Origin of the sequence: Hydrogenophaga sp. (assembly GCF_019264445.1) — a bacterium.
Classification (GTDB): domain Bacteria; phylum Pseudomonadota; class Gammaproteobacteria; order Burkholderiales; family Burkholderiaceae_C; genus Hydrogenophaga.
This window is the reverse complement of record NZ_JAHVAB010000081.1, coordinates 48,224-62,732: the sequence shown is the minus strand read 5'-3', so window position 1 is coordinate 62,732 and position 14,509 is coordinate 48,224. Positions and strand designations below refer to the sequence as shown.

Sequence of the window (14,509 nt, the reverse complement as noted above, 5' to 3'; positions counted from 1 at the left end):
GCGGGCATACTCGGTGACCGTGAATCCCGAACCGACCGAATCCCTCTTTGCCGCGCTGCGCCCGGACTCACCTTGTGACTGGGCGCTGTCGCTGTCGGTGGCGGCCGACGCGGGCCACCGCGACGACCTGCGAGCCGGCGGTCAGCCCGATGCCACCGAACTCGCCCCCACCTGGGCGAGCTTCTTCGAACACATCGGCGCCGACGGCTTCGCCGACCTGAACCGCCGCGCCGACAACCTCGATCGCCAGATCCGCGACAACGGCGTCACCTACAACGTCTACGCCGACGCCTCCACGGGCCTGGAGCGGCCCTGGTCGCTCGACCTCTTCCCCAAACTCATCGACCCGCAAGACTGGGCGCAGATCGAGACCGGCGTGTTGCAGCGCACCCGCTTGCTCAACGCCATGATGGCCGACCTCTACGGCGAGCGCGAGCTGCTCAAGCGCGCGCTGCTGCCGGCTGCACTGGTGCAGGGGCACCCGGGCTACCTTCGCTCCATGCAGGGCATGCGCCCGCCGGGCGACACCTGGCTGCACATCGTGGGCTTTGACCTCGCGCAGGGGCCCGATGGCCGCTGGTGGGTGGTGGGCCAGCGCACGCAGGCGCCGTCGGGGCTGGGCTACCTGCTGGAGAACCGCATCGCCATCGCGCGGCAGTTCCCCAAGGCCTTTGCCGGCATGAAAGTGCAGCGTCTGGCCGCGAGCTACCGCGCCCTCATGGACGGCATCAAGCACATGGCGCCCGAAGGCGAGAACGCGCGCATCGCCCTGCTCACGCCGGGGCCGTACAACGAAACCTACTTCGAGCACGCGTACCTCGCGCGTTACCTCGGCCTCACGCTGGTGGAGGGCAACGACCTCACCGTGCGCGACCAGCGCCTGTTCCTCAAGACGCTCAGCGGCCTGGAGCCGGTGCATGCGCTCATCAAGCGCCTGGACGACGAGTGGCTGGACCCGCTGGAGCTGCGCTCGGACTCGCGCCTGGGTGTGCCCGGCCTGCTGCAGGTGCTGCGCGCGGGCAACCTCCTGCTGGCCAACGCCCCGGGCTCGGCGCCGCTGGAGTCGAGCGCCTTGCTCGGCTTCCTGCCCGCCATCAGCCGCCACCTGCTGGGCGAAGAGCTGGCCCTGCCCTCGCTGGCCACCTGGTGGTGCGGCGAAGACGCCGCGCTGCGCGAGGTGCTGCCCCTGCTCAAGGACAGTGTGATCAAGCCCACCTACCCGCGCTCGGGCCTGGACACCGTCATGGGCCAGAGCCTGAGCGAGCGCGAACTCGACGAATGGTCGGGCCGCATGGCCCGCCACCCGGACGACTACACCGTGCAGTCGTGGCTGCCGCTGTCGCAAACCCCCACCTGGAGCGGTGAGCGGCTGATGCCGCGCTCGTCCATGCTGCGCGTCTTCGCGCTGGCCGACGGCCCGCAGTCCTGGCGCGTGCTGCCCGGCGGCCTGGTGCGGCTGGCTCCGCGCGGTGAATTGATTGCCGCCATGCAGCGGGGCGGCAGCAGCGTGGACTGCTGGGTGCAGACCGATGGCCCGGTGGACCACACCAGCCTGCTGCAGTCCGCGCCCAGCACGCTGTCGCTCGCGCAGCAGAAGCAGCCCGTGACCAGCCGCGCCGCCGAAAACCTCTTCTGGCTCGGCCGTTACACCGAACGCGCCGAAAACAGCATTCGCCTCGCGCAGATCGTGCTCAACCACATGGGCGGCGAAGAACCTAATTCGCGCGCGCTCATGGCCTGGCTCTCCAACATGGCGCGCGAGAACGCCCTGGTGCTGCCCGATGTGCCGACCGCCACGCTCTCTGCACGCGTGTTCGCGCGCAGCCTGATTGCCGCGCTGTCGCCCGCCCCCGGCCATCCGCTGGCCGCGCCATCGTTCAGCGTCGGCTTCAACCTGCGCTCGCTCAAGGCAGCGGCCTCGCAAGTGCGCGAGCGCCTGTCGCAAGAACACTGGAACCTGATCGAGCGCACCGAGGCCAGCTTTGCCCGCGACTGCGCCGCGCTCTCCACCGACGCCGAATACGCCACCGCCGAAGCCATGGCCGCGCTGCAGAATGCCAGCGAACTGCTCGCGGCCATCACCGGATCGCAGACCGACCGCATGGTGCGCGACGACGGCTGGCGCCTGCTCTCCATGGGGCGCCACATCGAGCGGCTGATCACGCTCTCCCGCGCGCTCTCGCTCGCGCTGGAGCACGGCTGCGTGCACGACCAGGCGGGCTTCGAAGCCGTGGTGGCGCTGTTCGACAGCACCATCACTTTCCACGCGCAGTACCAGCAGCGGCGCGACATGGTCGCGCTGATCGACCTGCTGGTGATGGACCGCGACAACCCGCGCTCGCTGGCCTGGGTGGTGCAGACACTGCGTTCGCGGCTGGCCAAGCTCTCGCACAGCGCCACACCGCAAGACGCCGTGCTCGCCCGCAGCCTGCCCAACCCCGATGGCTGGGTGCTGCCCGATCTCAGCAACTGGCAACGCGGCCCCGATGGCCAGCGCACCTGGAGCGACCTGGCCGAACTGCTCGACGGCTGCGAAGCCGCCGCGATCGACCTCTCCGACGAGATCACGCGCCTGCACTTCAGCCACGCCGACCAGCGCAACCAGTCACTAGGCGCCTGAACATGAACCCCCACGCTCTGCACTTCGTGTCATCGCTGCCCCCCATGGGGGCGCAGGCCCGCCTTGGGGCGGCCCGGCGGAGGGCCTGAACATGCTCCTTCGCATCCTCCACCGCACCCGCTACCGCTACCACGGCGCGATCGACATGGCGCAGCACATGGTGCACTTGCGCCCTGTGGACACGGCGTCGCAGGAAGTGCTGTCGCACGAGTTGCGCATCGACCCGAACCCGGCGGCGCGCAGCGACACCACCGACGTGTTCGGCAACCAGCGCACCTTCTTCTCGCTGCAGTCCACACACAACATGCTCACCGTCGAGGCCGACAGCCTGGTGCAGACCCGCGCGCCCGAGCCCCTGCCCGAAGGCGCACCCTGGCGCGGCATGACCTGGGAGCGCGTGCGTGAGCACTTCCGCTACCGGGCGCAGGCACCGTTCGACGCCGCCAGCGAATTCATGTTCGCCTCGCCCTATGTGCCCCGCGACGACGCCTTCACCGCCTTCGCCCGCCCCGCCTACAAAGCCGGCCTGCCCGCACTGGAAGCCGCGCGCATGCTCATGGAGCGCATCCACACCGAGCTCACCTACGAAACCGACAGCACCGAGGTCAACACCCCGGCGCTGGCCGCGCTCGCCCAGGGCAAAGGCGTCTGCCAGGACTTCGCCCACATCATGCTGGGCTGCCTGCGCTCGCTCGGGCTGCCGGCGCGCTACGTCAGCGGCTACCTGCTCACACGCCCGCCGCCGGGCAAGCCCCGCCTGATCGGCGCCGATGCCTCACACGCCTGGGTGTCGGTGTACGTGCCGGTGGTCAACGACCGTGAGGCCGCCGATGGGCTCACGGGCGCCTGGTTCGACTTCGATCCCACCAACAACCGCTGCGGCTGGGGCAGCCCCGGTGAAGACTACGTGACGCTGGCCACCGGGCGCGACTTTGCCGACGTCTCACCCATGCGCGGTGTGATCCAGAGCGGCGCGCGCCACACGCTGGCCGTGGCCGTGACCGTGGCCCCGCCCGACGAACTCGACCAGCTCGAAGCCGCCGAGACCGACTGAGGCCGCACACCCCCGTCGATAGAATGGGCCGCTCTTTCTTCAGGAGCTTCCCATGAGCGTTTACGACAAGCTGTCCCAACTCGGCATCACACTGCCGCCCGTGGCCGTGCCGGCTGCGGCCTATGTGCCCTTCGTGCAGACGGGCTCGATGATTTTCCTCAGCGGCCACATCGCCCGCAAAGACGGCAAGCCCTGGGTCGGCCAGCTCGGCCTGACCATGACCACCGACGAAGCCAAGCCCGCCGCGCGCGCCGTCGCCATCGACCTGCTGGGCACGCTGGACGCGGCCTGCAAAGCCGCCGGCAAAGATCTCAACAGCGTCAAGCGCATCGTCAAGGTGCTCAGCCTGGTCAACTCCACCGCCACCTACACCGAGCAGCACCTTGTCACCAACGGCTGCAGCGAGCTCATCGGTGAAGTGTTCGGCCCGGTGGGCGCCCACGCCCGCAGCGCGTTTGGCGTGGCACAGCTGCCCATGGGCGCGTGCGTGGAAATCGAGCTGATCGCCGAACTGGGCTGACCCTTCCAGCCACAACCGACCCGGGACCGTCCACCCGACACAGGTCGGGTTCCCGGGCGGCGACAAACCTTTGAAACTGGCCAGATCTTCACCTGAAAGGCCTGTTTCACATGACTCCCCGCCCGCCCCAGCGCACCTGCCTCGGCGCCACCCTCCTCGTGGCCTTGGGCCTCACCGGCTGCGCTGCCACCATCAACCAGGAAGGTCTTGAACAACGCACCTCGGTGGCCATCGGTCGCCAGGTGGGCAGCTTCACCATCGCCAACCAGAGCGAGGAAACCGGCGGGCGCATCAACTACACGGCCAGAACGAAGGACGGCGTGAGCTACCAGTGCTACATGTACTCGGCCACCAAATTCCAGCAGGTGATGTCGTTCGGGCAGACGCCCAACTCGGATGCCATCTGCACCCCCATGGGCGGCAAGGCGCCAGCCGCTGCGGCCCCCAACTGCAATGCGCTGAACAAGGCCGCTGGCCGTTGCTGACGCCGCGCAGCGCCTGGCGCTGACGCGTCAGGCCGCGGGGCCCGGCTGCAGAAAGGCCTCAAAGCCCGCGAGCTCTTCTTCCAGCGCACGCTCAAAGCCCGCCTCGCGCGGGCGCGCTGCCACAAAACCCAGCGCATGCTGCAGCCGCCCGCGCTCCATGCGCAGGTTGGCCCAGCCCACCATCTGTTCACCCCACAACACGGGCAGCGCGTAGTGGCCCATGGTGCGTTTCGGGGCAGGCACATACGCCTCGAACCGATAGGCCCAGCCCCACAGCATTTCGAAGCGCCGCCGGTCCCACACCACCGGATCGAACGGCGCAAGCAGGCGCACCCCGTCAACCGGCTGGTGCCGGCGCGATGCGGGGTTTTCATCGGCCGGCCAGAACCAGGTGGTGCCATCCACCACGGCGTGGCCATAGCGCTCGCGCGCCGCCTTCACCACGGCGCGGGTCTCGCTGGACAGGTGGTTCGCGCCATAGCGCAGCAGCGTCACCAGATAGCCCAGGCTGGGCGCCGGCAGCGGCGCATACAGCGCCACGATGGTGTCGACCAGCGCCTCGGCGCGCGCCTTGCGGGCGGCCGGGCTGTCGTCCTGCTCGTCGTGTTGCATGGCTTCATAAACCCGCGTGCCCGCCTCGCGGCGGCGCACGCGCAGCCAGCCGTGGTGGTGCATGCGCTCCAGCAGGCGGGTGCTGGCATTGAGCTCACCGCCCCAATAACCGGCCACGCGCCCGTGGTGGGCAAACGCCTCGCCCACGTCCCGCGGATGCACCGCACCGCGCGCCTGCACGAAGGCAAGCACTTCACGCGCCTGCGCGAGCGTGGCCGCGTCCCAGGGGCGGCGGGGCGTGCGTGGGTGCAGCAGCGCGAGCGTCTGGCGCGGCATGAAGCCGTAGTTGACGAAGGCGTCTTCTTCGATGCCCAGCCGCTCGTAGCGGCGCTCCAGGTCGCCGGCGCGGTAGTCGCGCACCCGCTGGAACAAGATGAGGTCTTGCGCGCGGGCCGGTGCGCGCATGGGATCGGCCTGCACAAAGCCCAGCCGGCGGATCGCAGCGGGCAGCGTGACCGGCCGGAACAGGCTGCGCGCGATCGCGTGGCGGCGCAACTCGTCCAGCGTGGGCGGGCGCGCCATGCCGGTCTTACTCCACCCGTGTGACGCGGTTCGGCTTGAAGCCCAGGTCCGCCGCCTTGCCCTTGCGGCCCCGTGCCGCGCGTGCGTTGTTCAGGCTGCGGATTTCCAGGGTTTCGTCGCGCTCCTTGCCACCGCGCCCGATGCCTTCGATCTTCACGCTGCGCGTGTAAGCGGCCGCGCCAGCCAGCGTGTCCTTGGGCTCCAAGTCGATCAGCATGAGGCCACGCCCACCCTTCTCCATCAGCTTGAGCTCGCCAATTTCAAAGGTGAGGATGCGCCCGCCCGTGGACGCGCAGCACACATGCGTGGCGGCGTTGAGCGGCGTACCGCCGGACGTGAAGGCCGCGTGCGAGGGCGCGCAAGGTGTTTCGCCTTCGCCCAGGTTCAGGAACGTCTTGCCGCCGCGCTGGCGCGACACCATGTTCTCCACCGTCGCCATAAAGCCATAGCCGCCGCTGCTGCTGAGCAGCAACGCCGCGTTGGCCGGACCCGCAAAGTAGTGCAATGGCTGTGTGCCGCTTTCGAGCTCGATCAGCGTCGTGATCGGCTGGCCATCGCCCCGCGCACCCGGCAGGCTGGCCACCGGCACCGAGTACACGCGGCCGTTGCTGCCGAAGGTGATGAGCGTGTCCACCGTGCGGCATTCGAAGGTGCCATACAGCCCGTCGCCCGCCTTGAATGCAAAGCTGCCCGCCTCGTGGCCGTGCCCCGTGCGCGCGCGCACCCAGCCCTTGCTGGAGACCACCACCGTCACCGGCTCGTCCACCACCTTGATCTCGGCCACGGCCTTCTTCTCGGTCTGGATCAGCGTGCGGCGCGCATCGGCAAAGGTCTTGGCGTCGGCCTCGATCTCCTTGACCATCAGCCGCTTCAGGCTGCCGGGGTTGCCCAGGATGTCTTCGAGCTTGCCCTGCTCTTCGCGCAACTCCTTGAGCTCCTGTTCGATCTTGATGGCCTCGAGGCGAGCCAGCTGGCGCAGACGAATCTCAAGAATGTCCTCGGCCTGCCGGTCGCTGAGCTTGAAGCGCTCGATGAGCGCGGCCTTGGGCTCGTCGCTCTGCCGGATGATGGCAATGACCTCATCGATGTTGAGCAGCACCAGCTGCCGCCCTTCAAGGATGTGGATGCGATCGAGCACCTTGGTGAGGCGGTGCTGCGAACGGCGGGTGATGGTGCCCTGGCGGAACTCGATCCACTCGGTGAGCATCTGCCGCAGCGACTTCTGCGTGGGCCGGCCATCGAGCCCGACCATGGTGAGGTTGATCGGCGCCGACGTTTCCAGGCTGGTGTGGGCCAGCAGCGCGGTGATGAGCTCCTGCTGCTCGATGCGGCTGCTCTTGGGCTCGAAGAGCAGGCGCACGGGCGCATCCTTGCTGGACTCGTCGCGCACGCTGTCCAGCACCATCAGGATGCTGGCCTTGAGCTGTGTCTGCTCCTGTGTGAGCGCTTTCTTGCCCGCCTTCACCTTCGGGTTGGTGAGCTCTTCGATTTCTTCCAGCACGCGCTGCGTGCTCACGCCCGGTGGCAGCTCGGTCACCACCAGCTGCCACTGGCCGCGCGCCAGGTCTTCGATCTTCCAGCGCGCACGCACCTTCAGGCTGCCACGGCCGGTGCGGTACGCGTCGGCGATGTCGCTGGCCGGGCTGATGATCTGGCCGCCGCCCGGGTAGTCGGGTCCGGGCATCAGCGCAAACAGTTCGTCGTCGGCGAGCTTGGGGTTCTTCACCAGCGCCACGCAGGCGTCGGCCACTTCGCGCAGGTTGTGGCTGGGAATTTCGGTGGCCAGGCCCACGGCAATGCCGCTGGCGCCGTTGAGCAGGTTGAACGGCAGGCGCGCGGGCAACTGCTTGGGCTCCACGGTGGAGCCGTCGTAGTTGGGCACGAAGTCCACCGTGCCTTCGTCGATTTCGTCGAGCAGCAGCGTGGTGATCTTGGCGAGCCGCGCTTCGGTGTAGCGCATGGCGGCGGCGCCGTCGCCGTCGCGGCTGCCGAAGTTGCCCTGGCCATCGATCAGCGGGTAACGCTGCGCGAAGTCCTGCGCCATGCGCACCAGCGCGTCGTACGCGGCCTGGTCGCCGTGCGGGTGAAAGCGGCCCAGCACGTCGCCCACCACGCGCGCGCTCTTCACCGGGCGCGCGGCGGTGTTGCGGTTGGGCCCGCTGAAGCCCAGACCCATGCGGTCCATGCTGTAGAGAATGCGCCGCTGCACGGGCTTCTGGCCGTCGCACACGTCCGGCAGCGCACGGCCTTTCACGACCGAGAGCGCGTATTCCAGGTACGCGCGCTGCGCGTAGTTGGCGAGGTTCATGCCATCGTCTGGCTCGGACAAGGGCAGTTCAGGGGTATTCAGGTCGGACATGGATGCTCAAACTCAGATATCGATTTCGACGGAGTCGCCATGCAACTCCATCAGCTCGCGGCGCGAGGCGGCTTCGCCTTTGCCCATGAGCTTGGTGATGAGGGCTTCGGTACCGGCAAAGTCAATGGCGCCCAGCACCACGGGCATGAGGCGGCGCGTGTCGGGGTTCAGGGTGGTGTCCCACAGCTGCTCGGCACTCATTTCGCCCAGGCCTTTGAAGCGGCTGATCTGGCACTTTTCGGGCGGCACGCCGTCCTTGGCGCATTTGTCCAGGATGGCATGCAGCTCGCCCTCGTCCAGCGCGTACTGCTTGGCCGCCGGCTTCTTGCCCCGCGCGGGAATATCCACGCGAAACAGCGGCGGGCGTGCCACGAACACGTGGCCCGCTTCGATGAGCTTGGGAAAGTGCCGGAAAAACAGCGTGAGCAGCAGCACCTGGATGTGCGAGCCATCCACGTCGGCATCGCTCAGGATGCAGACCTTGCCGTAGCGCAGGCCACTCAGGTCCGGCGTGTCGTTCGGGCCGTGCGGATCCACGCCGATGGCCACCGCGATGTCGTGAATTTCGGTGTTGGCAAACAACCGGTCGCGCTCGACCTCCCAGGTGTTGAGCACCTTGCCGCGCAAGGGCAGCACGGCCTGGCTTTCCTTGTCGCGGCCCATCTTGGCGCTGCCACCGGCCGAGTCGCCCTCGACCAGGAACACCTCGTTGTGCGCGAGGTCCTTGCTTTCGCAGTCGGTCAGCTTGCCGGGCAACACGGCCACACCCGATCCCTTGCGCTTCTCGACCTTCTGGCCGGCTTTCTGGCGCGTCTGCGCCGCCTTGATGGCCAGCTCGGCCAGCTTCTTGCCGTAGTCCACATGCTGGTTGAGCCAGAGCTCGAGCGCCGGGCGCACAAAACTGCCCACCAGGCGCACCGCGTCGCGCGAGTTCAGGCGCTCCTTGATCTGGCCCTGGAACTGCGGGTCGAGCACCTTGGCGCTGAGCACATAGCTGGCGCGCGCGAACACGTCTTCGGGCAACAGCTTCACACCTTTGGGCAGCAGCGCGTGCAGCTCGATGAAACCCTTCACCGCCTGGAACAGGCCGTCGCGCAGGCCGCTCTCGTGCGTGCCGCCCGCGCTGGTGGGGATCAGGTTCACGTAGCTCTCGCGCACGGGCTGACCGTCTTCGGTGAAGGCCACGCACCACGCGGCGCCTTCGCCCTCGGCAAAGCTGTCGTGCCCGCTGTCGGCAAAGCCTTCACCCTCGAAGAGCGGGATCACCGGATCGGCGCTCAGGGTCTGCTGCAAATAGTCGCGCAGGCCGCCCTTGTAGAGCCAGGTCTGGGTGTCTTTGGTCTTTTCGTTCACCAGCGTCACGCTCACGCCGGGCATCAGCACCGCCTTGCTTCGCAGCAGGTGCGTGAGCTCGCCCATGGGCAGCGCAGCCGACTCGAAATACTTCGCATCGGGCCACGCGCGCACCGTGGTGCCTTGCTTGCGGTCGCCCTCACCCTTCGGTGTGATCACCAGCGATTCGGTCACATCGCCGGCAGAGAACGCGAGCCTGGCCACCTGGCCTTCGCGAAAGCTGGTCACTTCCAGCCGGGTGGACAGCGCATTGGTCACGCTCACACCCACGCCATGCAGGCCGCCCGAAAAGCTGTAGGCGCCGCCCTTGCCCTTGTCGAACTTGCCACCTGCATGCAGCCGGGTGAACACCAGCTCGACCACCGGTGCCTTTTCCTCCGGGTGCAGCCCGAACGGGATGCCCCGACCGTCGTCTTCCACGCTCACCGACTGGTCGGCGTGCAGCGTGACCTTGATCTTCTTGCCGTGCCCGGCCAGGGCCTCGTCGGCCGCGTTGTCCAGCACTTCCTGGATGATGTGCAACGGGTTGTCGGTGCGGGTGTACATGCCCGGCCGCTGCTTGACCGGCTCCAGCCCCTTGAGGACGCGGATCGAGCCTTCGGAGTATTCGTTGGGTGTTTGGGTCGCCATGGGGGCGGATTGTATGCCCGGCAGGCTCAAAAGGCTGTATGGAAATACATGCCTTCAGATGGCTTGCAGACACCCATGCCCTGGCTGCATCAGTCGGCACCAGAAATTTCAAGCCGGCAGCGATCCAGGCGACAGGCGAGATCGGCCCTTCTTCGCTAAAGTCGCCGGATGTCGTCCGCCACGCCCCTCCAGAACCCGCCCCGTCTCTCCGCCCTGCAGGTGCTCGCCTGCGGCGCTTTCATCGTCACGCTCTCCATGGGCATCCGCCACGGGTTCGGCCTGTGGCTGCAGCCCATCACCCAGGCGCAGGGCTGGACGCGCGAAACCTTTTCCTTCGCGCTGGCGATCCAGAACCTTTCCTGGGGCGTGTTCGGCATCTTCGCCGGCATGGCCGCAGACCGCTTTGGCGCCTTCCGGGTGCTCATCGGCGGTGCGGTGGCTTATGCACTGGGGCTGGCCGGCATGGCGCTGAGCACCACCTCTACCACCTTTGCCCTCACCACCGGTGTGCTGATCGGAGCCGCCCAGGCCGGCACCACCTATGCCGTGATCTACGGCGTGATCGGCCGCCAGATTCCCGCCGAAAAACGCTCCTGGGCCATGGGTGTGGCCGCGGCGGCCGGGTCGTTTGGCCAGTTCCTCATGGTGCCGGTCGAAGGCTGGCTCATCAGCCAGTTTGGCTGGCAGCAGGCGCTGCTGTTCCTGGGTGCGGCGGTGTTGCTGATCATGCCGCTGGCGCTGGGCCTGCGCGAGCCCGGGTTTGCCGGCGGCGCGCCTGCACAACGCGAACAGACCATCGCCCAGGCACTGCGCGAAGCGTTCCGCTACCGCAGCTTCCAGCTGCTGATGGCGGGTTACTTCGTGTGCGGCTTCCAGGTGGTGTTCATCGGCGTGCACATGCCGAGCTACCTGAAAGACAACGGGCTGTCGCCCCAGGTCGCCAGCTACGCATTGGCGCTCATCGGCCTGTTCAACGTCATCGGCACCTACGCCGCCGGCGTGCTGGGCCAGCGCATGGCGAAGCGGCACATCCTCGCGTTTATCTACTTCGCGCGCGCCGCGGTGATTGCCATCTTCCTGATCGCACCGCTCAGCCCCATGAGCGTGTACGTGTTCTCCGCTGTCATGGGCCTGCTGTGGCTCTCCACCATTCCACCGACCAACGCGGTGGTGGCGCAGATCTTCGGTGTGGCGCACATGTCCATGCTGGGAGGCTTCATCTTCTTCAGCCACCAGATCGGCAGCTTCATGGGCGTGTGGCTGGGCGGTGTGCTGTACGACCAGACCGGCAGCTACAACATCGTGTGGTACCTCGCGATTGCGCTGGGCGTGTTCGCTGGTCTGGTGAATCTGCCGGTGCGTGAAACGCCGATCGCGCGTGCGCCTCAGCGCGTGGGAGCGGCGGCGTGAATCTGGACCCCCACGCTCTGCCGCTGCGCGGGTCGCTGCCCCCCAAGGGGGCTGAGCCGCCTTCGGGCGGCCGTGCGGCGGCTCACGTGTGGCAGCGCGCCCTGGTGTGGACCGGCGTGGTCGCCGCCCTGCTGGGCACCTTTGCGCTGTACCACCGGCCCGACTTCCTGGTGAACCTCGCCGATCAACTCTGGAGCTGCTTCTGATGCACGGCACCGAAGCGCCTTCGGCGTGGGTGCAGCGATGGTCGCATCTGGTGCCCGCAGGCGGTTCGGTGCTGGACGTCGCTTGCGGCCATGGCCGGCACATGCGCTGGTTCGCGCAACGGGGCCATGCCGTCACGGGGGTGGACCGCTCACCCGAGGCCATCGGGGCGGTGCAGCCGCTCGGCCGCGCGGTGCTGGCCGACATCGAGAACGGGCCCTGGCCTTTCCCGGACGAACGCTTTGACGCGGTGGTGGTGACCAACTACCTCTGGCGCGCACTGCTGCCGGTGATTGTGGCCAGCGTGGCCGAGGGCGGCGTGCTGCTCTATGAAACCTTCGCAGCGGGCAACGAGAGCGTGGGCAAGCCCTCGCGGCCCGATTTCCTGCTGCAGCCCGGCGAACTTTTGCGCGCCTGCGAGGGTCTGCACGTGGTGGCTTTCGAAGATGGCTTCTGCGACCGCCCCGAACGCTTCGTGCAACGCATTGCGGCTGTGCGAAAACGCCCGCCAACGCCCCCTTCGCCACCCCGGTATCCACTGGACGCCGCTGGGTAGAATGCAAGACTTGCGCGCGCTGCCTGCCCCCATGAGGCAAAGCAGGGTTGACGCTCCATTTGAGCCCTAAGCCTATGAAACCCATCACCGGCAGCATCGTGGCCTTGGTCACGCCCATGCACGAAGACGGCAGCGTGGACTACCCCACGCTGCGCAAACTCATTGACTGGCACATCACCGAAGGCACCGACTGCATCGGCGTTGTCGGCACCACGGGCGAATCGCCCACCGTGGCCGTCGAAGAGCACTGCGAAATCATCCGCGTGGCGGTCGAGCAGGCCAAGACCCACGGTGACAAGCGCGTGCCCATCATGGCCGGCTGCGGCGCCAACTCCACCGCAGAAGCCATCGAGCTCGCGCGCTTCGCCCAGAGCGTGGGCGCCGACTGCCAGTTGCAGGTCGTGCCCTACTACAACAAGCCCACACAAGAGGGCCAGTACCAGCACTTCAAGGCCATCGCCGAAGCGGTGGGCGACCTGCCCACGGTGCTCTACAACGTGCCCGGCCGCACCGTGGCCGACATGGCCCACGACACCGTGCTGCGCCTGGCCCAGGTGCCCGGCATCGTCGGTATCAAGGAAGCCACGGGCAACATCGAGCGCGCACAGTGGCTCATTCGCGATGTGCCCAAAGGCTTTGCCGTGTACTCCGGCGACGACCCGACCGCCGTGGCGCTCATGCTGTGCGGTGGCCAGGGCAACGTCAGCGTCACCGCCAACATCGCTCCGCGCCTGATGCACGAGTTGTGCATGGCCGCCATCGCCGGCGATGTCAAACGCGCCATGGCCATCCAGTTCCAGCTGATGCCTGTGCACAAGCACCTGTTCGTCGAGGCCAACCCGATCCCGCTCAAGTGGGCGATGGCCCGCCTGGGTCTGTGCAACGAGACCATGCGCCTGCCCATGACCCCCATGACCCGCAGCCTGGAGCCTGTGGTCGAAGGCGCGCTGCGCCAGGCGGGCCTTCTCTCCTGAGGCAGGCCACCCGGCCCGCTCCGTTCCCTCTTCCGTTCCAACGAGCCCCATTCATGTCCAACCGCACCCCGTCCCCGACCCTGCGCGCATCGACCTCCCCGGTCTTCGGCGCGGGCTTCCTGACCCGCCTGGGCCTGCTGGCTGCCGCCACCCTGGTGGTCTCGGGCTGCTCGATGCTGCAGGAAGACAAGATCGACTACAAAAGCGCCAAGCGCGGTAGCACGCTGGACGTGCCACCCGACCTGAGCCAGCTCAGCCGCGAGTCGCGCTACAACGTGCCCGGTTCGGTGGTCACGGCCAGCGGCTACCAGACCGCCCAACCCGCCCAGGCCACAGCCGCCAGCACCGCCGCGGTGAACGTCGGTGACGTGCGCATCGAGCGCGCGGGCAACCAGCGCTGGCTGGTGGTCAACCGCCCGGCCGACAAGCTCTGGAGCCCGGTGCGCGACTTCTGGCAGGAAAACGGCTTCCTGCTCGACCTGGACCAGGAAGGTCTGGGCATCATGGAAACCGACTGGGCCGAAAACCGCGCCAAGCTGCCCCAGGACTTCATCCGGTCCACCATCGGCAGGGTGTTCGAGAACCTCTACTCCACGGGCGAACGCGACCGTTTCCGCACGCGTCTGGAGCGCACGGCCAGCGGCGCCACCGAGATCTACATCAGCCACCGGGGCATGGTGGAGGTGTACTCCACGAAAGAAAAAGACCAGACCGTGTGGCAGCCACGTCCGGCCGACCCGGAACTCGAAACCGAATTCCTGCGCCGCCTGATGGTCAAGCTGGGCGTGACGGAAGCGCAGGCACAGGCGGTGGCCGCCACCGCACCGGTGCAGGCCGCAGCGCGTGTGACCACGGTGAACAACGTACCGGTCGTGCAGTTCGACGACAACTTTGACCGCGCCTGGCGCCGTGTGGGCCTGTCGCTGGACCGCACCGGCTTCACCGTGGAAGACCGCGACCGCAGCCAGGGCCTGTACTTCGTGCGCTATGTGGAACCCGTGGTCAACGCGAAGGAACCCGGCTTCTTCTCCAAGCTCTTTGGCGCCTCGAAGACCGAGGCCTCTACCGAGCGTTATCGCGTGGCGGTGCGCAGCGCCGAGAACAAGACGACAGTGTCCGTGCTCGACAGCCAGGGCCGGCCGGACGCCTCTGCCGCGGCCCAGCGCATTGCGAAGCTCCTGGCGGAAGATCTCAAGTAAGCAGCGTTCGC

Annotated in this window: 12 protein-coding genes; 9 read left to right on the top strand and 3 right to left on the bottom strand. The window is 67.7% G+C overall.

Features of this window, described 5'->3' with window-relative positions; genetic code table 11:
- The first annotated feature begins 19 nt into the window (after nucleotides 1-19).
- From KXJ60_RS18600 to KXJ60_RS18585, 4 genes are all read left to right on the top strand, one after another.
- Complete coding sequence (locus KXJ60_RS18600) at nucleotides 20-2,620, top strand: circularly permuted type 2 ATP-grasp protein (protein ID WP_291131347.1); 2,601 nt, start codon at nucleotides 20-22, stop codon at nucleotides 2,618-2,620.
- A gap of 91 nt (nucleotides 2,621-2,711) precedes the next feature.
- Nucleotides 2,712-3,674, top strand: coding sequence for a transglutaminase family protein (locus KXJ60_RS18595; RefSeq protein ID WP_291131345.1), 963 nt, complete (start codon nucleotides 2,712-2,714; stop codon nucleotides 3,672-3,674).
- A 52-nt stretch (nucleotides 3,675-3,726) separates the two neighbouring features.
- Nucleotides 3,727-4,194, top strand: coding sequence for a RidA family protein (locus KXJ60_RS18590; RefSeq protein ID WP_291131343.1), 468 nt, complete (start codon nucleotides 3,727-3,729; stop codon nucleotides 4,192-4,194).
- 110 nt (nucleotides 4,195-4,304) lie between these two features.
- A complete protein-coding gene (locus KXJ60_RS18585; RefSeq protein ID WP_291131341.1) occupies nucleotides 4,305-4,679 on the top strand; it encodes a hypothetical protein in 375 nt (124 codons plus the stop codon).
- A gap of 27 nt (nucleotides 4,680-4,706) precedes the next feature.
- Here the strand turns inward: KXJ60_RS18585 and KXJ60_RS18580 are convergent, their stop codons facing one another.
- From KXJ60_RS18580 to KXJ60_RS18570, 3 genes are read right to left on the bottom strand one after another with little or no spacing between them, the layout of a single operon-like run.
- Nucleotides 4,707-5,813 (bottom strand): crosslink repair DNA glycosylase YcaQ family protein, encoded by a 1,107-nt coding sequence (locus tag KXJ60_RS18580; RefSeq protein WP_291131339.1) that lies wholly within the window; start codon nucleotides 5,811-5,813, stop codon nucleotides 4,707-4,709.
- Nucleotides 5,814-5,820: 7 nt separating this feature from the next.
- The gene (gene parC, locus KXJ60_RS18575; protein ID WP_291131337.1) at nucleotides 5,821-8,172 is read right to left on the bottom strand and encodes a DNA topoisomerase IV subunit A; all 2,352 of its coding nucleotides are present in this window, start codon (nucleotides 8,170-8,172) and stop codon (nucleotides 5,821-5,823) included.
- A 12-nt stretch (nucleotides 8,173-8,184) separates the two neighbouring features.
- Nucleotides 8,185-10,155 carry a DNA topoisomerase IV subunit B gene (locus tag KXJ60_RS18570; protein ID WP_291131335.1) on the bottom strand — a complete coding sequence of 657 codons (1,971 nt, stop codon included), beginning with the start codon at nucleotides 10,153-10,155 and terminating at the stop codon, nucleotides 8,185-8,187.
- A 168-nt stretch (nucleotides 10,156-10,323) separates the two neighbouring features.
- Between KXJ60_RS18570 and KXJ60_RS18565 the strand changes: the two genes are divergently transcribed.
- The 5 genes from KXJ60_RS18565 to bamC all read left to right on the top strand — a co-directional run bounded on the left by KXJ60_RS18565 (nucleotide 10,324) and on the right by bamC (nucleotide 14,498).
- Nucleotides 10,324-11,565, top strand: coding sequence for an MFS transporter (locus KXJ60_RS18565; protein WP_291131334.1), 1,242 nt, complete (start codon nucleotides 10,324-10,326; stop codon nucleotides 11,563-11,565).
- Nucleotides 11,562-11,771, top strand: coding sequence for a hypothetical protein (locus tag KXJ60_RS18560; protein WP_291131536.1), 210 nt, complete (start codon nucleotides 11,562-11,564; stop codon nucleotides 11,769-11,771). The genes KXJ60_RS18565 and KXJ60_RS18560 overlap by 4 nt, the downstream gene beginning before the upstream one ends.
- Nucleotides 11,771-12,325 carry a class I SAM-dependent methyltransferase gene (locus tag KXJ60_RS18555; RefSeq protein WP_291131332.1) on the top strand — a complete coding sequence of 185 codons (555 nt, stop codon included), beginning with the start codon at nucleotides 11,771-11,773 and terminating at the stop codon, nucleotides 12,323-12,325. Before KXJ60_RS18560 ends, KXJ60_RS18555 begins: the two co-directional genes overlap by 1 nt.
- Nucleotides 12,326-12,399: 74 nt before the next feature.
- Nucleotides 12,400-13,299 carry a 4-hydroxy-tetrahydrodipicolinate synthase gene (gene dapA, locus KXJ60_RS18550; RefSeq protein WP_291131330.1) on the top strand — a complete coding sequence of 300 codons (900 nt, stop codon included), beginning with the start codon at nucleotides 12,400-12,402 and terminating at the stop codon, nucleotides 13,297-13,299.
- A 173-nt stretch (nucleotides 13,300-13,472) separates the two neighbouring features.
- Nucleotides 13,473-14,498, top strand: a complete 1,026-nt coding sequence (bamC, locus tag KXJ60_RS18545; RefSeq protein ID WP_291131529.1) for an outer membrane protein assembly factor BamC — start codon at nucleotides 13,473-13,475, stop codon at nucleotides 14,496-14,498.
- Nucleotides 14,499-14,509 lie beyond the last annotated feature (11 nt).